At 65.9% G+C, this 21,172-nt stretch carries 19 protein-coding genes; 4 read left to right on the plus strand and 15 right to left on the minus strand.

Annotated elements, in window-relative coordinates; all coding sequences use genetic code 11:
• Positions 1-4 precede the first annotated feature (4 nt).
• The 3 genes from VF716_RS02015 to VF716_RS02025 all read right to left on the minus strand — a co-directional run bounded on the left by VF716_RS02015 (position 5) and on the right by VF716_RS02025 (position 2,000).
• Entirely contained in the window at positions 5-784 is a 780-nt protein-coding gene (locus VF716_RS02015) for a PhzF family phenazine biosynthesis protein (RefSeq protein ID WP_095460461.1), read from the minus strand.
• A 143-nt stretch (positions 785-927) separates the two neighbouring features.
• Complete coding sequence (locus VF716_RS02020; protein ID WP_014820967.1) at positions 928-1,638, minus strand: LrgB family protein; 711 nt, start codon at positions 1,636-1,638, stop codon at positions 928-930.
• Positions 1,635-2,000 carry a CidA/LrgA family protein gene (locus VF716_RS02025; RefSeq protein WP_023446782.1) on the minus strand — a complete coding sequence of 122 codons (366 nt, stop codon included), beginning with the start codon at positions 1,998-2,000 and terminating at the stop codon, positions 1,635-1,637. Before VF716_RS02025 ends, VF716_RS02020 begins: the two co-directional genes overlap by 4 nt.
• A 300-nt stretch (positions 2,001-2,300) precedes the next feature.
• Between VF716_RS02025 and ccoG the strand changes: the two genes are divergently transcribed.
• Positions 2,301-3,719: a cytochrome c oxidase accessory protein CcoG gene (gene ccoG / locus VF716_RS02030; protein WP_095460462.1), complete on the plus strand. Its 1,419-nt coding sequence runs from the start codon at positions 2,301-2,303 to the stop codon at positions 3,717-3,719.
• A gap of 34 nt (positions 3,720-3,753) precedes the next feature.
• Positions 3,754-5,163, plus strand: a complete 1,410-nt coding sequence (gene mapR / locus VF716_RS02035) for a GntR family transcriptional regulator MpaR (RefSeq protein ID WP_095460555.1) — start codon at positions 3,754-3,756, stop codon at positions 5,161-5,163.
• A gap of 9 nt (positions 5,164-5,172) precedes the next feature.
• Here the strand turns inward: mapR and VF716_RS02040 are convergent, their stop codons facing one another.
• The 3 genes from VF716_RS02040 to VF716_RS02050 form a co-directional block, all read right to left on the minus strand.
• Positions 5,173-6,513 (minus strand): sensor domain-containing protein, encoded by a 1,341-nt coding sequence (locus tag VF716_RS02040; protein ID WP_020307103.1) that lies wholly within the window; start codon positions 6,511-6,513, stop codon positions 5,173-5,175.
• A 133-nt stretch (positions 6,514-6,646) separates the two neighbouring features.
• Entirely contained in the window at positions 6,647-7,429 is a 783-nt protein-coding gene (locus tag VF716_RS02045) for a Zn-dependent hydrolase (protein WP_176475221.1), read from the minus strand.
• A gap of 5 nt (positions 7,430-7,434) precedes the next feature.
• Positions 7,435-8,028 (minus strand): glutathione S-transferase family protein, encoded by a 594-nt coding sequence (locus VF716_RS02050; protein ID WP_095460464.1) that lies wholly within the window; start codon positions 8,026-8,028, stop codon positions 7,435-7,437.
• A gap of 133 nt (positions 8,029-8,161) precedes the next feature.
• Here VF716_RS02050 and VF716_RS02055 point away from each other — a divergent pair, with 133 nt between their 5' ends.
• On the plus strand, positions 8,162-8,722 hold the full coding sequence (locus VF716_RS02055) for a TetR/AcrR family transcriptional regulator (protein ID WP_049325593.1): 561 nt from the start codon (positions 8,162-8,164) through the stop codon (positions 8,720-8,722).
• Between the two features lie 35 nt (positions 8,723-8,757).
• Here the strand turns inward: VF716_RS02055 and VF716_RS02060 are convergent, their stop codons facing one another.
• Both VF716_RS02060 and VF716_RS02065 read right to left on the minus strand, forming a co-directional pair.
• A complete protein-coding gene (locus tag VF716_RS02060; RefSeq protein ID WP_013983348.1) occupies positions 8,758-11,829 on the minus strand; it encodes an efflux RND transporter permease subunit in 3,072 nt (1,023 codons plus the stop codon).
• A gap of 5 nt (positions 11,830-11,834) precedes the next feature.
• Positions 11,835-12,935 (minus strand): efflux RND transporter periplasmic adaptor subunit, encoded by a 1,101-nt coding sequence (locus tag VF716_RS02065; protein ID WP_043942336.1) that lies wholly within the window; start codon positions 12,933-12,935, stop codon positions 11,835-11,837.
• A gap of 94 nt (positions 12,936-13,029) precedes the next feature.
• Between VF716_RS02065 and VF716_RS02070 the strand changes: the two genes are divergently transcribed.
• Entirely contained in the window at positions 13,030-13,665 is a 636-nt protein-coding gene (locus tag VF716_RS02070) for a TetR/AcrR family transcriptional regulator (RefSeq protein WP_011913845.1), read from the plus strand.
• Positions 13,666-13,695: 30 nt separating this feature from the next.
• On the opposite strand, the gene VF716_RS02075 is transcribed toward VF716_RS02070, so the two are convergent.
• The 7 genes from VF716_RS02075 to ppc all read right to left on the minus strand — a co-directional run bounded on the left by VF716_RS02075 (position 13,696) and on the right by ppc (position 20,921).
• Positions 13,696-14,472: a class I SAM-dependent methyltransferase gene (locus tag VF716_RS02075; RefSeq protein WP_045158700.1), complete on the minus strand. Its 777-nt coding sequence runs from the start codon at positions 14,470-14,472 to the stop codon at positions 13,696-13,698.
• A gap of 71 nt (positions 14,473-14,543) precedes the next feature.
• Complete coding sequence (locus tag VF716_RS02080) at positions 14,544-15,236, minus strand: extensin-like domain-containing protein (protein WP_013983352.1); 693 nt, start codon at positions 15,234-15,236, stop codon at positions 14,544-14,546.
• 68 nt (positions 15,237-15,304) lie between these two features.
• Entirely contained in the window at positions 15,305-16,162 is an 858-nt protein-coding gene (locus VF716_RS02085) for a DUF72 domain-containing protein (RefSeq protein WP_440551882.1), read from the minus strand.
• Between the two features lie 11 nt (positions 16,163-16,173).
• The gene (locus VF716_RS02090; RefSeq protein WP_017246084.1) at positions 16,174-16,518 is read right to left on the minus strand and encodes a hypothetical protein; all 345 of its coding nucleotides are present in this window, start codon (positions 16,516-16,518) and stop codon (positions 16,174-16,176) included.
• 64 nt (positions 16,519-16,582) lie between these two features.
• Entirely contained in the window at positions 16,583-17,260 is a 678-nt protein-coding gene (gene tsaB / locus VF716_RS02095; RefSeq protein WP_017246085.1) for a tRNA (adenosine(37)-N6)-threonylcarbamoyltransferase complex dimerization subunit type 1 TsaB, read from the minus strand.
• Between the two features lie 131 nt (positions 17,261-17,391).
• Positions 17,392-18,039, minus strand: coding sequence for an adenylate kinase (gene adk / locus VF716_RS02100; protein ID WP_011913851.1), 648 nt, complete (start codon positions 18,037-18,039; stop codon positions 17,392-17,394).
• 242 nt (positions 18,040-18,281) lie between these two features.
• On the minus strand, positions 18,282-20,921 hold the full coding sequence (ppc, locus tag VF716_RS02105; protein WP_125881997.1) for a phosphoenolpyruvate carboxylase: 2,640 nt from the start codon (positions 20,919-20,921) through the stop codon (positions 18,282-18,284).
• Positions 20,922-21,172: the final 251 nt, after the last annotated feature.

The following is a 21,172-nucleotide window of genomic DNA, read 5'->3' on the forward strand; positions in this document are numbered from 1 at the left end:
ATTTTTAAAGTTCGATGGTGCCGTCGAGATAAAGCACGGCCTGCCCGGCCACCATCACACGATCCGCTTCGACCCGGCAGTGCAGGATGCCGCTACGTTTCGACGCCTGCAGCGCCACCAGCTCGTTACGCCCAAGCCGCTCGGCCCAGTAAGGCGCGAGCCCGGCATGGATGGAGCCGGTAACCGGGTCCTCGTCGCCGCCGTTGGCTGGCCAGAAGTAGCGGGAGACGAAATCCTGCTCGCTACCTGCGGCGGTCACCACCACGTCCAGTGGGGCCAGCGTACGCAGCGCATCCAGATCGGGAGCCAGCGCCCTGACCTCGCGCTCGTCACGGTAGACGGCGAACCACGCCTGCGAGCTGCGCAGAACCGCTTCCGGCTCGCACCCAAGCCCCTGCAACAATGCCGCCGGCGGTTCGGCAACTGGTTCCGGCGCGCGGTTGGGGAAGCTCATTTCCAGCATGCCATCAGCCCGTCGCTGCACCGCCAGGTCGCCCACAGCGGCGGCGCGGAAGGTCAGCGGTGCCTGAGCCAGGCCCGTTTCCAGCAGCACAAAGGCGCTGGCCAGCGTGGCATGGCCGCAGAAGTCGATTTCAGTCAGTGGCGAAAACCAGCGGATGTGAAACGCCCCGTCCGCTTCGCGTACGAAAAAGGCCGTTTCAGAAAGGTTGTTTTCGGCGGCGATGGCTTGCATCAGCTCGTCCGACAGCCAGGTTTGCAGGGGTATCACTGCCGCGGGATTGCCCCTGAAGCGCTCGGCAGTGAAGGCATCGACCTGGAACATCCGCAATTTCATGTTTGCACCCTGTGCACGGTCAAGCGACCGCCGCCTACTCTAACCGGGCTGACGGGGTGCTAGCCAGTGGTGCGTGAAGGCTGAAGGGCCCGGAATCCGTCCGGTTCACCTACTTTCGGCAGCGCCGCGCATCAGCCCAGGGCAAAGGGCAGCAGCAGCGCGATCAGGATGCCCAGCAGACTCATGCCCAGCGCGGCGAAAGCGCCGCATTCGTCACCCTCTTCCAACGCCCTCGCCGTACCGATGGCATGCGCGTTGATGCCATAGCTGAGGCCCCGCGCGGCGGGATGCTCGACACCGGCCCAGCGCAACAACAGCGGCCCCAACGCGGTGCCGATAACGCCGGTGAGCATGACGAACACCGCCGCCAGCGAGGCCAGCCCGCCGAGCTGCTCGGCCACCAGCATGGCGATCGGCATGGTCGCCGACTTCGGCGCCAGGCTCATCAGCACCGGCAGCTGCGCGCCCAGCGCCCAGGCGATCGCCAGCGTCAGCACCACGCTGAGCACGCCGCCGACCGCCAGGGTAATGACGATCGGCCAGAACAATTGCTGAATCCGCTTGAGGTGACGATGCAGCGGCACCGCCAGCGCCACGGTTGCAGGCCCCAGCAACATGGCGATCAACGAGGCACCCTCGCGGTAGCGCGCGTAGTCCAAATCCACCAGGGTGAGCGTGCCGACTACCAGCAGCATGCCGATCATCACCGGCTGCAGAACCAACCAGCCGCTACGCCGATAGAGCATCAGCGCGAGTTGGAAAGCGATCAGCGTCAGCGCCACGGCGAACAGCGGATGCACCACGACGGCCGCCCAGGCCGTGCGCCAGTCGAGAACCGTCATGCCTGATCCTCCCGCTTGAGGTCGAGCCGGCGAATCAGTCGCTGCATCAGCCAGCCGCAGAACGGCACGGTGATCAGCAACGACAGCACCAGCCCGGCGGCGATGGCAGGCAGGTCATCCAGCAGCGCGGCGCCGCTGGTCATGATTCCGGCGGCAGGCACGATGAGCAGCAGCGGCAGGTACTGCAGCAGCAGCGCCGCGGTCTTCTCCAGCGACTCGGGAATGCTGCGGCGCAGCAACAGGAGGCCGAACAGCAACAGCATGCCGATGATCGGCCCAGGCAATGCCGGCAGCAGCACCAGATTGATCAGGTTGCCGAACAGTTGCAGCAGCACCAGCCAGGTCAGGCCCTTGAGAATCATCGGCGGTGCTCCATTGGCGGCAGGTCAGAAATCATGACGACAGCTCCTCAGTGCGTGGCAAAAGGTTTCGACTATGGCTGTGTTGGCAGCGGCGCAACAGATGCAGATTGGCACTAAAAAAGCAGATCAGCCGATCCCGAAACGTTCCACTGATACAGGTCAACCCATTGTCCGAAGACGTTGCAGGGCAGGCAACCGATGCTCATCTGATCTGTATTTTGGCTTTCATCTGAGTCTGTTATGCAGCACCACTGGCAGGGATCATCCGCTTCGCCTGAAATGCCTATGGGGCGAAGCCTAATGACCGACCGCATACCCTCGCAGATCATCGAAACCGTTGATCCCAGCCAACCGATCCGCCTGACGCCCGCGCAGAGCGGCGGGCCCATTCATACGCGCAGTTTCAGCGGCCGGTTCCGCAACCTGCGCCTGTTGGGCGGCGCGCTGCTGATGCTGCTCTACTTCGGCACCGTCTGGCTGAACTGGAACGGGCGCCAGGCGGTGCTGTGGGATCTGGACCGGCAGCAGTTCCATATCTTCGGCGCCACCTTCTGGCCGCAGGATTTCATCCTGCTCTCGGCGATTCTGATCATCGCCGCGTTCGGCCTGTTCTTCATCACCGTGCTGGCCGGGCGCATCTGGTGCGGCTACGCCTGCCCGCAGAGCACCTGGACGTGGATGTTCATGTGGGTGGAAAAGATCACCGAGGGTGATCGCCTGCAGCGCATCAAGCTCGACGCCGCGCCCTGGTCGCCCGCCAAGCTGCTGCGCCGTGCCGCCAAGCACACGCTGTGGCTGGCCATCAGCCTGGCCACCGCGCTGGCCTTCGTCGGCTATTTCACCCCGGTACGCGAACTGGTGGGCGACCTCGCCCGCTTCGAGCTCGGCGCGACCACCGGTTTCTGGCTGCTGTTCTTCACTGCTGCGACCTACATCAACGCCGGCTGGCTGCGCGAACAGGTGTGCCTGCACATGTGCCCCTACTCGCGCTTCCAGAGCGTGATGTTCGACGCCGATACCCTACTCGTCTCCTACGACACAGCCCGTGGCGAGAACCGCGGCGCGCGACGCAAGGGCAGCGACCCGCGCGCGCAGGGCCTCGGTGACTGCGTCGACTGCACGCTGTGCGTGCAGGTCTGCCCCACCGGCATCGACATCCGCGACGGCCTGCAGCTGGACTGCATCAGCTGCGGTGCCTGCATCGACGTCTGCGACAGCGTCATGGACCGGATGGGCTACGACCGCGGCCTGCTGCGCTACACCTCCGAGCGCGCGCTCAAAGGCGGCGCTACCCGCCTCTTGCGGCCGCGCCTGATCGGATATGCCGTGGCGATGACGGCGATGATCGCCGCCTTCATCTGGGCACTGGACGCGCGGCCGCAGCTGCAGCTGGACGTCACCCGCGACCGCACCCTGTACCGCGAGAACATGCAGGGGCAGATCGAAAACATGTACCGCCTCAAGCTGATCAACAAGACGCAGCAGCCGCGCCGCTACGCGCTGGCATTGGACGGCGGCCCCTTCGAGCTGCAGGGCCCGCGCGAGATCAGCCTGGCACCGGGCGAGATCGCCGATCTGCCGGTCAGCGTGGCGCTGCTCGCCAACACCGATGGTTCCAGCCATGAGCTGCGTTTCCAGGTCAGCGACCTGGCCGAGCCGGACAGTCGGGTGAGCACACCGAGCACCTTCGTCGCCCCCATCGCGGCGCTACGCCAGTAGACTGGCCATGCCCAACCGCCACGGCCCGGACACGATGAAGCGTTACGAGAAATTCGCCGACGAGATTGCCGAACTGATCCGCAGTGGCGTGCTCGCGCCGGGAGAAAAGGTGCCCTCGGTGCGCCACGCCAGCCGCACCTACGGCGTCAGCCCGTCCACCGTGTTCCAGGCCTACTACCTGCTGGAAGACCGCGGGCTGATCCAGGCGCGGGCGCGTTCGGGCTATTTCGTCCGCGAACATGCCAAGCGCCCGTTGCACGAACCGGACATCAGCCTGCGCCCGGCGGAAACCACCGATGTCGGCGTCAGCGAGCTGGTGTTCTCGGTGCTCGCCTCGCTGCGCGACCCGGCCACGGTGCCCTTCGGTTCTGCCTTTCCCAGTCCCGAGCTGTTTCCCCTGCAGCGCCTGGCGCGCTCGATGGCACAGAGCGTGCGCGACATGCCGGCACGCGAGGTGATTGCCGAGATGACCGCCGGCAACCCGGACCTGCGCCGGCAGATCGCCCTGCGCTACATGGTCAGCGGTGTGATGCTGCCGATGGACGAACTGGTGATCACCACCGGTGCGATGGAGGCTCTGAACCTCTGCCTGCAGGTGGTGACCGAACCGGGCGACCTGGTGGCCATCGAGGCGCCAGCGTTTTACGCCACGCTGCAGGTACTGGAACGGCTCAAGCTCAAGGCGGTGGAGATTCCGGTGCACCCGCGCGAAGGCATCGACCTCGACATCCTCGCCTACCGCCTCGCGCACTTGCCGATCAAGGCCTGCTGGTTCATGAGCAGCCTGCAGAACCCGCTGGGCGCGAGCATGGGCGAGGCGAAGAAGCAGCAGCTCTATGAGCTGTTGCAGCGCCACCAGGTGCCGTTGATCGAGGACGACGTCTACGCCGAACTGTACTTCACCCGCGAGCCGCCCAAGCCGGTGAAGAGCCATGACCGCGAAGGTCTGGTGATGCACTGCGGCTCGTTCTCCAAGAGTCTCGCGCCCGGCTACCGGGTCGGCTGGGTTGCCGGCGGTCGCTATGCCGAGCAGATCGCCCGGCTCAAGCTGATGACCACCATTTCCCCTTCCGTGCCGGCGCAGGCCGCCATTGCCGATTACCTGCAGCACGGCGGCTACGACCGTCACTTGCGCAAGCTGCGCCATGCGCTGGAGATGCAGCAGGGCGCGATGCTCGCCTCCGCGGCCCGCCATTTCCCAGCGAGCACGCGAGTCACCCGGCCCAGCGGCGGCTACTTTCTGTGGTTCGAATTTCCCGAGCAGGTGGATTCGCTGCAGCTGCTGCAACTGGCGCTGGCCCAGGGCATCAGCCTGGCGCCAGGGCCGATCTTTTCGGCGACCCAGCGCTTTCGCAACTGCGCGCGGCTGAATCACGGCCATCCATGGGACGCCCGCAGCGAGCAGGCGATGGAGTTGCTGGGCAGGATGCTGAAGTCGTTCTGAGGGCCTGACTCAGGCGCAATCCACCGGTAGCTGCCCGCGGCCGCTCTTCATCAGGTACATGCGCTCATCGGCCTGCTTGAGCAGCTGCGCCTCCACTTCGCCGTCCTCCGGGTAGAGGGCGATACCAATGCTCATGCCGATCTCCAGGCTGTGTCCGGCAATCGGCAACGGCGCCTCGAAGGCGTCGCGGATCTTGGCCACCACCCGCTGGGCGTCCTCCGCGTCGATGATGCTTTCCAGCAATACCACGAACTCGTCACCGCCCAGCCGCGCCACCGTATCGGTGTCCCGCACGCAACCGCCGAGGCGTTCGGCGACGGTCTGCAGCAGCTGATCACCGCCGCCATGCCCGTAGGTGTCGTTGACCTGCTTGAATTGGTCCAGGTCCAGGTAGAGCAAGGCGATGCGCCCGCCGTTGCGCCGCACCCGTGCCAGCGCCGTGCTCAGTCGATCGCGGAAGCACGCGCGGTTCGGCAGACCGGTGAGCTCGTCGTACTGCGCCATGCGCTCCAGACGCGCATAGAGCTGCTTGCGCTCGATTGCCGTGACCACCTGGGTGGAAACGAACTGCAACAGCTCCTGATCCTTCTCGGTGTAGGGCGCCGCGGTGCTCTTGAGCAACAGGACGCCGATCACGCCCTCGCTAGAGTTGAGCGGCACACCCAACCACCAGGCGTGGAGATCCCCGTCACCGAGCGGGAGCGCCAGCGCACGCATTGAGTCGGCGTTGAAGCGCAACGCTTGTGCGCCATGCAGAACGGAAAAGCACAGAGACGCCGCAGGCTCCGCCGGCAGAGCAGTCGCGTCGAGCGCCAGCGCCTGGTAGGGATAGGCGAGTTCGCCGCTGGCAGTATTGCGGATGGCGACGATGAAATCGTCCACCGGCAGCAGCTGCGCAATGGTCTGATGAATCTGCTGATACAGCGCGGCCAGATCTTTCGCGCCATGCGCCGCTTCGGAAATGGAATAGAGCGCCGCCTGCATCGCTTCGGATTGCTTGCGCTGGGTGATGTCGCGCGCCACGCCGATGCGCAGTTTGTTATCGGTCGACCAGCAGGCCGACCACATGATGTGCACTACGCCGCCGTCCTTGCGCACGTATCGGTTCTCGAAGTGCAGCAGCGGCTGATCGGCCATGACCGAGCGGGCCGCGGCCATGGTCCGTTCACGGTCTTCGGGATAGACCATCTCGATCATCCGCTTGCCGAGCATCTCCTGCGGCGTATAGCCGAAGATGCGTTCACACGCGGCGCTGGCGTAAACGAAGTTGCCTTGCGCATCGACGACGCAGATCGCGTCCAGCAGCAGATCGACGACCCTTGCCAGGGGCGCGCAGCTATCTGTCTTCACGGCGGCGAACCTACTCGGCCATTGGGCACGGGCCGGGCGATCGACACTTCGTGAATCGAGTGATCGCCCATTGCCCTGCTTCAAGCATCGCCCATATTTCCCCTGGCCGTGCTGATTTTTTCAGCCCTCCATCTCACTGCACCCAGTGCGGGTAGTAGCCGAGCGATGCCTGGGTGTCGGCATCGCGCAACGTCGCAATGCCTTGCGCACCGCCGACGTCCTGCTCGGGGCGGTCGCCGCGGAAGAAAAAGCGACGACCATCGGCAAGGGTCAGGTACAGGCCAACCGCGCCGTGTCCGGCCAGCGGTACCAGCACCAGCTGTCCGTCGCCGAACAGGTCCAGGCTCTGCGCGTGCCCGAAATAAGGCCGTGGATCGAACTGCAGGGGCTGCCAGTCGATCGGATGGCGGAACTGGCTCCGCAGTACCGCTGGTGGCGTCGCCGTCTGCAGGTAGTCGAGACTGTCCGGACTGGCGAGCACCGGCACGCCCGGAAAGTCGACCAATCCGGAGGCATGCTCCCAGCGCACGCAGCCCAGCACGATGCGGTCGATCGCCAGCCCATCCCGCTCCAGCTGGTCGCGTACCGGCTGTACCTCGCCGTAGCGCTTGGTTCGCCACGGCAGTTCGGCGTCCAGCTGCTCGTCGATCTGCCGCCCCAACCCGGTGCCGAACAGCAGACGGGTACCTCGATGTTCGATCAGGATGGCGATGTGCTGGGTCTGTGGCTGATGCTGCCAACCGCCGCGGCGCAGCAGGAAGTCGCCACTCTCGCTCTGCGCCGTCCTCACCAGACTGAAGCGCAACCCTTCCGCTACGGCGTTGGCCGACGTCACTGCCGCCAGCAGCGCAAGCAACAGCAATGCGCCGAGCCGCCGGATGCGCCCACCGAGCGTCCACACCTTATGTGCGTTCATGGCGGCTATAACCCCGGCATGCCGGCATAGCCGGGCAACGCGCGAATGCGCGCGAACCACGCCTGCAGCGCCGGATATGCCTGCAGATCGAGCCCGCCATCGCCTCCGAGCGCAACGTTCGGGTAGACGGCGATATCGGCGATGGTCGGCGCGCTCGTCTGCGCCAGCCAGGCGTGCTGCGCGAGATGCCGTTCGAGCAAGCGCAAGGCGCTGGCGGCACGCGCCTGGGCCAGCGACTCGTCGATGGGCCGGCCGAACAGCTTGCCCAGACGCAGGGTAGCCGGACCGTGCTGCACCTCGTTGGCAGCGAAGCTCAGCCAGCTGGCGATGCGGCCCTGGGTCTCGGCGTCCTGCGGGTACCACTCAGGGGCATAACGCTGGGCCAGATAGACCAGGATCGCCTGGGAATCGCCCAGTCGAAATTCGCCGTCTTCGAGCACCGGAATCTGCCCGCGCGGGCTGATCTCGCGAAACGGCGGCTGCTTGTGCTCGCCGGCCAGCAGGTTCACCGGCACCCGCTCGACCGGCTGGCCGATCAGGCTCAGTAACAGGCGAACCTTGTGGCAATTGCCGGACAGCGTCAGGTCATGGAGCTTCATGGTGTTGCCCTCTGCGATGGGTGTGACTGGATAATAGACAGACCTGTCTGTATACTGCAAGCACCACGAAGGAACGACAGCTGGAGCGAGCGACGAGCGCTCCCGCATAATGGTCGAACCGCAGGAGGTATCCATGGCATCGAACAAGCGCGACCAGCTGCTCAACACCGCAGAGAATCTGTTCTATCGCGAGGGTTATCACGCCACCGGCATCGACCGCATCCTGGCCGAGTCCGGCGTGGCCAAGATGACCCTGTACAAGCACTTCAAGTCCAAGGACGAGCTGATTCTCGCCGTGCTGGACGCCCGTCACGAACTGATGCTGACGCGCCTGCGGGAACGGGCCGCCAGGCTGCCGCCGCGCGAAGCGCTACTGGGCATTTTCGATGGGCTGCACGGGATGATTCACGGCAACGATGCGTTCTGCGGCTGCCTGTTCATCAACGCTGCGGCGGAGTATCACGATCGGGATCATCCGATCCATCGTCGCTCGTCGGCCTACAAGGCGGAGTTGCTCGACTATCTGCGCGAGCTGCTGGAACGTCTGAACGCACCGCAGCCGCTGCAGCTGGCGCGGCAGCTGCAATACCTGCTCGAAGGGGCGTTGAGCATGGCGCACATCGAGGGGCCCGGCGAGCAGGCCCTGAACGCCAAGGCCGCCGCCGAATGCCTGCTGAACGCAGCAGGCATCTGATGAGCGCGCCTGTCGGGCGCGCCCGATAGGCGCCGTCAGTGGGCGCTGGCCTCGCCTTCGCGAACTCGGAACCAGGCCGCGTACAGCGCCGGCAGGAAGAGCAGCGTCAGCGCGGTGGCGACGATCAGCCCGCCCATGATCGCCACCGCCATCGGCCCGAAGAAGATGCTGCGCGATAACGGGATCATCGCCAGTACCGACGCCAGCGCGGTGAGCACGATGGGCCGGAAGCGGCGCACGGTGGCCTCGACGATGGCGCTGAAGCGCGCCTGCCCGGCACCGATGTCCTGCTCGATCTGATCCACCAGGATCACCGAGTTGCGCATGATCATTCCCGACAGCGCGATGGTACCGAGCATCGCCACGAAGCCGAACGGCTGGCCGAACAGCAGCAGGAACAATGCAACACCGATGATGCCCAGCGGCGCGGTGAGAAAGACCATGGCCGAGCGCGAGAAGCTCTTGAGCTGGGCCATCAGCAGGGTCATCACGACGATGACGAACAGCGGCAGGCCGGCGTTCACCGAACGCTGGCCGCGCTCGGAATCCTCCACCGTGCCGCCGACCTCCAACAGATACCCGCCAGGCAACTGCGCACGGACGTCCGCCAGGGTCGGCTCGATCTGCCGCACCAGTGCCGCCGGCTGCTCGTCGCCGTAGACATCGGCGCGTACGGTGACCGTTGGCAGGCGGTTGCGGTGCCAGATCACACCTTCCTCGAAGCCGTACTCCAGCGTCGCCACCTGCGACAGCGGTACGCTGCGGCCGCTCTCGGTGGGAATCGCCAGACTCGGCAGCATGGACAGCTCGAGCCGTTCACGCTCAGTGCCGCGCAAGAGGATCTCGATCAGCTCGTTGTCTTCACGGAACTGGCTGACACTGTTGCCGATGAAGGTTCGCCGCAGGAAGCCGGACAGCTCCGCGGTGCTCACGCCCAGCGCACGGGCGCGATCCTGATCGACGTTCAGGCGCACCATCTTGCTTGGCTCCTGCCAGTCCAGATGGACGTTGGCCACGTGCGGGTTCTCGCCCACCTTGGCGGCGACCTGCCGCGCCAGCCCGCGCACCACATCAATGTGCTCGCCGGTGACACGGAACTGCACCGGGTAACCCACCGGCGGGCCGTTCTCCAGCCGCGTCACGCGGCCGCGCAGGCTCGGGAAGTCCTCGCGCATGCGCTCGATCAGCCAGCTGCGCAATGCCTCGCGGGACTCGATGCTGTCGGCCAGCACAACGAACTGGGCGAAGCTGGTCGCGGGCAGCTGCTGATCCAGCGGCAGATAGAAACGCGGCGAGCCGGTGCCGACATAGGCCACGTAGTTGTCGATGCCGGCCCGCTCCTTGAGCATCTGCTCCAGCCGCGCCACCTCCGCTTCGGTCGCCTTCAGCGAGGCGCCTTCGGCCAGCTTGAGGTCCACCATCAGCTCCAGACGGCCGGACGCGGGGAAGAACTGTTGCGGCACCAGACGGAACAGCACCACGGCGGCGGCAAAGATCACCAGGGTGAGCAGGATGACGGTCTTGCGGCGGCGCACGCAGAACGTCACCACGCGCCGCACGCGCTGATAAAACGGCGTGGCGTACGGATCGTGGCCGTCGCCGCCGCTCTGCTTGTGCGCCTTGGCCATGTCCGGCAGCAGCTTCTCCCCGATCAGCGGCACGAACATCACCGCAGCGATCCAGGAGGCGATCAGCGAGATCGCCACGACCTGGAAGATCGAACGGGTGTACTCGCCAGTACTGGAGTTGGCGGTGGCGATGGGCAGGAAACCGGCGGCGGTGATCAGCGTGCCGGTCAGCATCGGGAACGCAGTGCTGGTCCAGGCGAAGCTGGCGGCGCGGAGCCGGTCATAGCCCTGCTCCATCTTGATGGCCATCATCTCCACCGCGATGATCGCGTCGTCCACCATCAACCCCAGCGCCAGCACCAGCGCGCCGAGGGAAATCTTGTGCAGGCCGATGTCGAGGTAGTTCATGGCGGCGAAGGTCATGGCCAGCACCAGCGGAATCGACAGCGCCACCACCAGACCGGTGCGCACCCCGAGCGAGAAGAAGCTCACCAGCAGTACGATCACCAGCGCCTCGATCAGCACCTTGACGAACTCGCCGACGCTGGTCTTCACCGCCGCGGGCTGGTCCGAGACCTTGCGCAGCTGCATGCCGGCCGGCAGTTCCTGCTGCAGCCGGGCGAATTCCTGCTGCAACGCCTCGCCCAGTATCAGGATGTCGCCGCCACTCTTCATCGACACCGCCAGGCCGATGGCCGGCTCGCCCATGAAGCGCATCCGCGGCGCAGGCGGGTCGTTGAAACCACGATGCACCTCGGCCACATCACCGATGCGGAACGTGCGACCGGCGACGCGAATGGGGAAGTCGCGAATCTCCTTGACCGTCTCGAAACTACCGGTCACGCGCAACTGCACCCGGTCGCTGATGGTCTCGACGAAACCGGCGGCGCTGACCGCGTTCTGGGCCTCCAGCGCCTGACGCACGGCTTCCAGCGGAACGCCGAGGGTGGCGAGCTTGACGTTGGAAAGCTCGATCCAGATCTTCTCGTCCTGCAGACCGATCAGCTCGACCTTGCCGACGTTCTTCACCCGCTGCAGTTGCAGCTGAATGCGATCGGCATAGTCCTTGAGGATCGCGTAGTCGAACCCTTCGCCAGTCAGCGCGTAGATGTTGCCGAAGGTAGTGCCGAACTCGTCATTGAAGAACGGTCCCTGTACACCCGGCGGCAGCGTGTGGCGAATGTCGCCGATCTTCTTGCGGATCTGGTACCAGAGGTCGGGGATGTCCTTCGAGCGCATCGAGTCGCGCGCCATGAAGGTGACGTTGGACTCGCCCGGCCGTGAGAAGGAGACAATGCGCTCGTACTCGCCGGTCTCCATCAGCTTCTTCTCGATGCGTTCGGTGACCTGGCGTGAAACCTCTTCGGCCGTCGCGCCAGGCCACTGAGTCTGGATGACCATGGCCTTGAAGGTGAACGGCGGGTCCTCGCTCTGCCCGAGCTTGCTGTAGGACAGCGCGCCGACGAGGGCCAGCAGCAGCATCAGGTAGACGACGATCTGTCGGTTCTGCAGCGCCCAGGCGGAAAGATTGAAGCGCATCGCGGTTACTCCTGGGCAGCCAGCTCGACGGGGCGGTTGTGGCGATCGACCGGCCGCACCGGCTGGTTGTCGCTGAGCATCTGCCCTCCGGCCAGCACGATCCAGTCATCGGCAGCGAGCCCTTCAAGCACCGGCACCAGCTGCTCGCCGAACGCACCGGTACGGACCTCGACACGCTCCACGGTGGAGTCGGGTCTGAGCCGCCAGACGTACGCCCTGCCCTGTTCGGCGCTGAGTGCGGAGAGCGGCACCGCCAGCGCAACGTCGCCGTCACGGCGGATGCTCACCAGCGCGCTCTGCCCCAGCTCGGCGGGCACTTCCTGTTCGGTAAAGGCGACGCGGGCGGAATAGGTCCGCGACTGCGCGTCCGCCGCCGGCGAAAGCTCGCGAATCTGGCCGCGGTATTGCCGGCCCGGCTGCGACCAGAGTTCGACCTCCACTTCCTGACCGACCCGGTAGCGCTCCAGCGACTGCTCCGGCAGGTCGATGGCGACCTCGCGCTCACCATCGGCCGCCAGCACGAAGGCCGTCTGACCGGCCGCCACCACCTGGCCGACCTCGATGCGGCGCTGGGCGATCAGCCCATCGCGGGTGGCCCGCAGCACCGCATAATCGACCTGGTTGCTGGCCACGTCGAACTCAGCCCGCGCCTGCTGCAGTCGGGCCGTCGCGGCGCGGTAGGCATTGTCGGCATTGTCGAACTGCGACTGGCTGACCAGCTGACGACCGAGCAGCGCCTGATAGCGGTCGTACTCCGCCTTGGCCACCCGCAGGTTGGCTTCCGCTGCGGCCACCTGGGCACGCATGCCGTCCAGCTGCAGGCGCACGTCCTGTGGATCGAGGCGTGCCAGAGGCTGGTCCTTGCGCACACGGTCACCCGCTTCGACCAGGCGTTCGACGACCTTGCCCCCGATGCGGAAGGCCAGTTCAGGCTCGTAGCGCGCGTGCACTTCGCCGGGGTAGCTCTCGCGCGCTTCGCTGGCCGGTTGCGGATGCACGACCATGACCGGCCGCGGCAGTTGCTGCGGCGGCTCGCCGTTACCACAGGCGGTCAGAGTGAGCGCTAAGCCAAGCACGGAGGCGAAGGACAGGACATGTCGGAACACGATGAAGGTCTCTCTGTCGCGAAGCGGATTGGAATACTTATACTGCGCGGTATAGTAAAAATAGCGTACCAGCCAGTCCAGTATTAAAACGCCCATGATAGAGAATCATTCACCCTCGCCCGGCCCCGGCCGCCCGAAGGACCCTGCCAAGCGCGAGGCGATCCTCGCTGCGGCGCAGGTTTTGTTCCTCGGCAACGGCTACGAAGGTAGCAGCATGGAGGCCATCGCCAGCGAAGCCGGTGTCTCCAAGCTCACGCTGTACAGTCATTTCAAGGACAAGGAAGCGCTGTTCTGCGCCGCGGTGAAAGCCACCTGCGAAACGCGGCTGCCGAGGCGCCTGTTTCAGGTGGAGGCCGATTGCGACATCGAGAAGCTGCTGCTGGAGATCGGTCGTGCCTTCCATGAGCTGGTCAACAGCCCAGAATCCATTGGCCTGCATCGGGTGATGGTGGCGATGGCGACGCAGAACGCAGGCCTGGTGAAGATGTTCTTCGACGCCGGTCCGCAGCAGCTGCTATTGGATTTGCAGCAGCTGTTCGGCCAGGCCGACAGCCTGGGCCTGCTGCGCATCGACGACCCGCTGCGCGCCGCCGAACACTACTGTTCGCTGATCAAGGGCGCGCAACATTTCCGCCTGCTGATCGGCTATGCCGAGGCACCGAGCCAGGCGGAAAGCGATCAGCATGTGGCGGATGCGGTGGGCCTCTTTCTGCGCGCCTACCGCGGCTGAATCCGGCGCTGCGTCATCTGCTCACCGGGGTCAGGCCTGCAGCTTCTTCTTCGGGTAGATGTCGTAGCGACTGGACTTGCCTTCCAGACTGTAGCCGGGCTTGCTGCCGTCGATGGCCGGCGCCTTGCGTGGCCGCTTGACCACCACCCGATGGCTGGCCAGTTCCAGGGCAGCGGAGAGCAACGCCGGCGCATCCAGATCGTCGCCGACAAAGGGACGGAAAAGGCGCATCTCCTTCTTCACCAGCGCGCTCTTGTCGCGGTGCGGGAACATCGGGTCGAGATAGATCACCTGGGGCGGCTCGTCCCGCCACTGCTGCATCAGTTCGATGGCGTTGCCCTCGAGCAGCCTCATCCGCGCGGCGATGGCGGCCACGTCGGCGTCCGCCGCCGCGCGGCTGAGGCCGTCGTCCAGCAGCGCCGCGATCAACGGTTGACGCTCGATCAGACTGACCTCGCAGCCCAGCGTCGCCAGTACGAAAGCATCACGCCCGAGCCCGGCGGTGGCGTCCAGCACCCGCGGTCGGATACCGGGCTGAATGCCCACTGCCTTGGCGATCATCTGCCCGCTGCCCCCACCGAACTGACGCCGATGCGCCGCCGCACCCTCTACGAAGTCCACCCGCACCGGCCCCGGCGCCTGTGCCTCGAGCAGCTGCAGCTGCAGACCGGCCTCGCCCACCTGCAGCGCGAACTCGGCCTCGGCCAGCTCCTGCGGCAAACCCAGGCGCTGCGCCCATTGGCCAGCGACTGCGGCGAATGACGGCGCGAGCGGCTCGACCCGAACCAGAGGATTGCTTGCGGACATGGGGCACCCGAGATCGATTCAAAGCGGCGCATTGTGCCAGAGCAGGCCTGCGGACGTCCGGGCTGGCACACCTAACGGCACATGCCGAAACCGCCCATATCCACATGGAAGTGATCGTGATGGGCCGCGTTGTATTCCGGCCCCAGCGTCACGTTGAAGGCCTTGCAGGCCGCATCGCGCACCTGACGCAGGAAACGCGCCTTGTCGCCCTCGCCCTGCCAGTCCCTGGCCACCGTGATACGCGTGCCGTCCTGCAGATGAAAGCCGGCCAGGTCAAGCGCATTGGCACTGGCGTGCTGGCTGCGACGGTTGCTGCGGGCGATGTTACGGCAGGCGAAGCTACCGAAATGATCGATACGCACCACCGGCTGGCCGAACACAGCCTGCGCGGCCGGCTGCAGACCATGCATCTCGAACATCGCATAGGCGGCCGCCAGTGGACAGGTCGCCAGAAACGGCCCGTTGAAACGCACGTCCGAACCCTGCACCCGCACACTGTTCTCCACCGGGCAGCCAGGTTCCGGCGTGCTGTCCGGCACAGCGGTGTAACGCAGCGGTGCCGTGGCCAGCGCCTGTTCGCAGAGGGAGCGATCCTGTTGCAGGCGGCGAAGCTTGAGCGAGGTCAGCAGGTTCGGCGGCTCGCGAATATCCAGCGGCGCCCAGGGATTCCAGCGCGGCGGGATATCGATCAGTTCCTGCCGCACCGCCAGCACGAAGCCGGCCAGCAGCATCAGCAGAACAAGGAAGAATCGGCCGAAGGTCATACCCTATGGGCAACGACGCAGCGGCGAAGTTGAACGCGGTGTTTTACAAAACTGGTCAGGCGGCCCGCTCAATCCAACAGCGACAGCTGCGGCGCCTCGCGGACGGCGGCAAGCGCTGGCATGCCGGGCAGCCGCTCGCTCAGCAGCTGGTGGAAGCGCATGGCCAGTTCCGGTGCGCGGTGGTTGTCCGGCGTATGCAGATAGACGTGCGGCGTTTTGCCCGCCTCGATCCAGTCCGCCACCTTGTCCAGCCAGGGTGCGAGAAAGGGATCGTTGGCTTCCAGCTGCGGATGCCCCACGAACCGCAGCTGCGGCGAATCGCTGAACGCCACCGGCCGCACCGGCAGACGCGGCTTCTTGCTCTGCGCATGCAACAGCGCCGGATCGCTTGAGCGGCAGCTGAACAGCGCCCGACTGTCGAGACAGATGCGCTCCACGCCACGATCACGCAGCAGCCGATTGAGCGCCCGCTCGCCGTCACCCTTGTCGAAGAAGGCCGGATGGCGCACCTCGATGGCCAGCGGCGCCGCGAAGCCTTCGATGAAGGCGGCCAGTTCTGCAAGCCTGGCCGGACCCACGCTGGCGGGCAGCTGCAGCCAGAACGGCGTCACCCGCCGCCCAAGCGGCTGCAGCAGGCGCTGGAACGCCTGCGCCGCATCCAGCGCCGCGGGCAAATTCTCAGCCTGGCTGATTTCTCTGGGAAACTTGGCGCAGAAGCGAAAGTCGTCCGGCATCTGGCTGGCCCAGCGCTGGACCTTGTCGTCCGATGGCCAGGCATACAGCGTGGTATTGCCCTCGACCGTATTGAACACCGCGCAGTACTCGGCCAGGAACGCGGACGGCAGGGTGCCCGGCGCGTAGAGCGAGCCGAGCCAGGCGCTCTCGTTCCAGGAGGGGCAACCGAGAAAATAGGGAAACTGCGGCAGAAGAAAGCGCCTCAGGCGTAAAGGTCGAGCCCGAGCACCTCGGTGCCGTCGAGATCCACGGGCATGCTGGCGGTGCTGGTATAGCTCGCCAGGGCCAGGGCAACCCGACTGGAAAGCGGCCGCTCGGGCTGCGGCTCGTCATAGCGGAAGGCGGCGTAGCGCTCCACCAGCGCACTGGAGTTGACCCGCTGTTGCGGGCGATCGGCCTGGGGCTGATAGTCTTGCCCGGTGCGCGAATCGACGCCGCGCTGAGCCTGCGCCAAGCGCTGGGTTTCGCCATAGCTGTCCGCCGCCCTGCCGGTACGGGCAGAACGATCCGTTGCATAGGGGACAGGGAAGAAGCTATCGACGCGCATCATTGGACTCGATCAGAGGCCCGGCGACTCTAACGGGCGGCCATGGCTTTGGCAACGGCTCGCGTCATTTGATCCCTTTCGGCGTCGCGACGTTGTCGCGCAGGTAAACCGGCTGGGCCTGATCGGCCTCCAGTGCCTCGCCGCGCTGCCAGGCAAACGCGGCCAAGCGCAGCAGGTCTTCGGCATGGGGCAACAAGGCGGCGTCGCAGCCCTGCACCGCCACCGGCATGCGCTCGGCATAGCCCCAGCCCGTGCCGGCGCCGAACCAGTCGCCGCCGGCAGCGCGCGGCAGAACGGCCTGCTCGGGCGGAAGCACGGCCTCGCTACCGACCAGCTGCATCTCACCGCCGTGCTCGCGATAGCAGCCCCAGTAGACCTCGTCCATGCGAGCGTCGATGGCGGCAGCGACCTGCGTCGCGCCCTGCTCGCGCCAGGCCCGCTGCGCGATGGTCGCCAGGGTGGACACCGGCAACACCGGGCGCTGCAGGGCGAACGCCAGCCCTTGCACCACCCCGATGGCAATGCGTACGCCAGTGAAGGCGCCCGGCCCGCGGCCATAAGCGATGGCATCCACAGCCGACAACGCGACGCCGGCTTCGCCGAGCAACGCCTGCACCATCGGCAGCAGACGCTGGGCGTGCAGGCGCGGGATCACCTCGTAGTGACTCGCTACCTTGCCGTCATGCAAAAGCGCGACTGAGCAGGCTTCGGTGGCGGTATCCAGGGCCAGCAGAGTGGTCATCAGGGCGTTCCGGTCGGTGAAAAAGGCGCCGATTCTAACGTATTCACGCACCGGGTTGCGTCGCGCAGCCGGAAACGAAAATGCCCGTATCCGGGGATACGGGCATCATCGACGCGTGTCGCTCGAAATGATCAGCTCAGGGCAGCAAAGACCTTGGCGGTGATCTCTTCCACGGAACCGACACCTTCGATACGGCTGTACTTCGGCGTGCCTTCGGCGGCGGCCAGGCTCTGGTAGAAGTCCACCAGCGGCTTGGTCTGCGCATGGTAGACGGACAGGCGATGACGCACGGTCTCTTCCTTGTCGTCTTCGCGCTGGATCAGCTCTTCGCCGGTCTCATCGTCCTTGCCGGCAACCTTCGGCGGGTTGTGCTCGGTGTGATAGACGCGACCCGAGGCCGGGTGTACACGACGACCGGCGATACGGCCGACGATTTCCTCGTCATCGACGGCGATCTCGATCACGTTGTCGATGCGCACGCCCGCTTCCTTCAGCGCCTCGGCCTGGGGAATGGTGCGCGGGAAACCGTCGAAGAGGAAACCGTTGGCGCAATCCGGCTGAGCGATGCGCTCCTTGACCAGGTTGATGATCAGGTCATCGGATACCAGTCCACCTGCATCCATCACGCTCTTGGCCTTGAGGCCGAGTTCGGTGCCAGCCTTGACAGCCGCACGCAGCATGTCGCCCGTGGAGATCTGCGGAATACCGAATTTTTTGGTAATGAAGCCTGCCTGGGTACCTTTGCCGGCACCGGGCGCTCCCAGCAGAATCACACGCATGGATGAATCCTCGAGTTTCTTGGAAGGGGTGATTGCCAGCGGGCCGTTCCGGCTCGTCGCTGGCGAATCAAAAATTCTGGTTTGCCGCCATGCGACAAAAGGTTGAACACGATACACAGCGCACCGGGGCGGCACAAGCCGTCCCGAAAAGGTCTATCGGCCCTCATAAATGCGGCGATTCGACGCGAGTTGCGCACAACGGCGGCGTGCAATGACGCCGCCGCCAGCGCCCCGTGCTGCGCTCAGCCGGTATTGCGCAGACCGGCCGCGATGCCCGCCACGCTGACCAGCAGGGCCTGCTCGAGGGGGCTCTCCGCCGGGCCTTGCCGCTGCCTGGAACGCGCCAGCAACTCGGTCTGCATCAGGTGCAGCGGGTCCAGGTAGGTATTGCGCAAACTGAATGCCTCCTGGGTCTTGGGGCTGTGATCGAGCAGATCCGACTGGCCGGTCAGGCTCAACACCGCCTCGATGACCTGCGACAATCGGTCACGCAAATCGCTACCCAGCGAAAGCAGCTCAGGCTGCACCAGACGCTCGTCGTAGCGCCGCGCGATGTCGGCGTCGGCCTTGGCCAGCACCATCTCCAGCATGTCGATGCGCGTACTGAAGAATGGCCAGCGCGCTCGCATCTCAGCCAGCCGCTCGCCCTCCCCGCGCTGCAGCGCCCCGTGCAGCGCCTGCTCCCAGCCCAGCCAGGCCGGCAACATCAGGCGAGTCTGGGTCCAGGCGAAGATCCAGGGGATCGCCCGCAGGCTCTCGACGCCGCCTTCGCGGCGCTTGGCCGGCCGGCTGCCCAGCGGCAGGCGCCCCAACTCCAGCTCCGGCGTCGCCTGCCGGAAGTAGTCGACGAACAGCGGATGCTCGCGCACCACGCCGCGGTAGGCCGCAACACCCTCGGCGGCAAGCCGATCCATCGTCTCGCGCCAGCCGGGTTCAGGGGGCGGTGGCGGCAGCAGCGTCGCTTCGAGCACCGCCGCGAGGTACAGGTTGAGGTTCTGCTCGGCGATATCCGGCAGGCCGAACTTGAAGCGGATCATCTCGCCCTGCTCGGTGGTGCGGAAGCGCCCGGCGACCGAGCCCGGCGGCTGCGACAGGATCGCTGCATGGGCCGGACCGCCGCCGCGCCCGACGGTGCCGCCGCGGCCGTGGAACAGCAGCAGTTCGACGCCGTGCTCGCGACAGACCTCCACCAGTTGTTCCTGGGCCCGATACTGGGCCCAGGCGGCCGCCGTGGTACCGGCGTCCTTCGCTGAATCGGAGTAGCCAATCATCACTTCCTGGGGGCCATGCAGGCGCTGGCGATAGCCCGGCAGGGAAAGCAGACGGTCGATGGTCGGTGCCGCGTTGTTCAGGTCATCGAGGGTCTCGAACAGCGGCACCACGCGCATCGGTCGCTGCAGGCCGGCCTCCTTGAGCAACAGTTGCACGGCGAGCACATCGGAGGCCGCGTGAGCCATGGAGATGACGTAGGAACCCAGCGACGCCGCTGGCGCTTCGGCGATCACCGCACAGGTGGCGAGCACTTCGGCGGTATCGGCGGATGGGTGGTAATGCGCCGGCAGCAGCGGGCGCCGATTGGCCAGCTCGTGCTGCAGCCAGTCCAGGCGCTTCTGCTCATCCCACTGCTGATAGTCGCCTAGCCCGAGGTAATCGGTGATCTCGGCCAGCGCGGCGGCATGACGGGCCGCATCCTGGCGAATGTCCAGCCGCACCAGGAACAGGCCGAACACGGCCAGGCGACGCAGGCAGTCGAGCAGAGCGCCATCGGCGATCACCCCCATGCCGCAAGCGTGCAGGGAGCGGTAGCACAGCTCCAGCGGGCGACGCAGCTCGGCGCAATCCTGCAGGACTTCCGCCGGCGCTGGCTGGCCGTGCTCGATGGCCGCGCGGGCCCACTCACGTGTCGCCCGCAGGCGCTGGCGCAGCGGCTTGAGCAAGACGCGATAGGGCTCGGCCGAGTCGCCGCTCTGGCGCAGCAGTTCGTCACTGGCCTCGCGCATGGACAGCGCGGTAATCAGCCCTTCTATCTCGCGCAGGTAGAGATCGGCGGCCACCCAACGGGCGGTCAGCAGCACCTCGCGGGACACCATCGCGGTGACGTTCGGGTTGCCGTCGCGGTCGCCCCCCATCCAGGAGGCGAAGCGGATCGGCGCGGCCTCCAATGGCAGGTGCAGGCCGGTGAGGCGGTGCAGGGTCGCGTCGGTCTGGCGCAGCACGTTGGGCACCGCCTTCCACAGCGAATTCTCGACGGCAGCGAAACCCCACTTGGCCTCTTCCACCGGGGTCGGCCGGTTGCGACGTATCTCCTCGGTGTGCCACACCTCGGCGATCAGGCGCTGCAGGCTCAACTCGATGCTCGCCCGCTCGGCGTCGGAGAGATCGGTGTGATCCCGTGCCGCCAGCTGCTGGGCGATGGCGTCGTACTTCTGGATCAGCGTGCGGCGCGATACCTCGGTGGGATGCGCGGTGAGCACCAGTTCGATTTCCAGGCGGCTGACCTGCCGCGCAATGAACTCGTTGTCGTGCCCGGCCGCCTTGAGACGCTCGATGAGATCGGCGAACGCCCCGATCTCGAACGGCGCCGGCTCGCCTGCGGCGCGCCGGCGCACCTGATGGTACTGCTCGGCGATATTGGCCAGATTGAGAAACTGGTTGAACGCCCGGGTCATGGGCAGCAGTTCGCTCTCGTCGAGACTGTCGAGCGTTTCGGCCAGCAGCTGTGCGCCCTCTGCCGAGCCCTGGCGGGCGGCCTTGGCGCCCTTGCGGATGCGCTCGATCTTGTCGAAGAACTGATCGCCATGCTGCGCGCGGATGGTATTGCCCAGCAGTTCGCCGAGCAGGTGTACGTTGTCGCGCAGGCGCGCATCGATGATTTTCGCCATGACCTTTGCTCCTCCCGCCAGTAGCCCATGAGTTTCGCGAGCCTCGCCAGGCTTGCACGACCGTTTCGCCGCTATGCATCAGACGCTTCGCTGGGCAAACGATCCTGAACGGCTACGCTGAAATTATCTCCAACCAGAGTGCCCACCGCGCACCGCCATGACAAGGCATCGATGGCTAACGCGCGTGGGCAGCGGCACGCAAGCCACAGTCATCACCGCCATCACCGCTCGTGTGCGCGGGCATTAAGGAG

Source organism: Stutzerimonas sp. Brlt_14, from assembly GCF_051948915.1.
In the GTDB taxonomy this organism is placed as follows: Bacteria; Pseudomonadota; Gammaproteobacteria; order Pseudomonadales; family Pseudomonadaceae; genus Stutzerimonas; species Stutzerimonas stutzeri.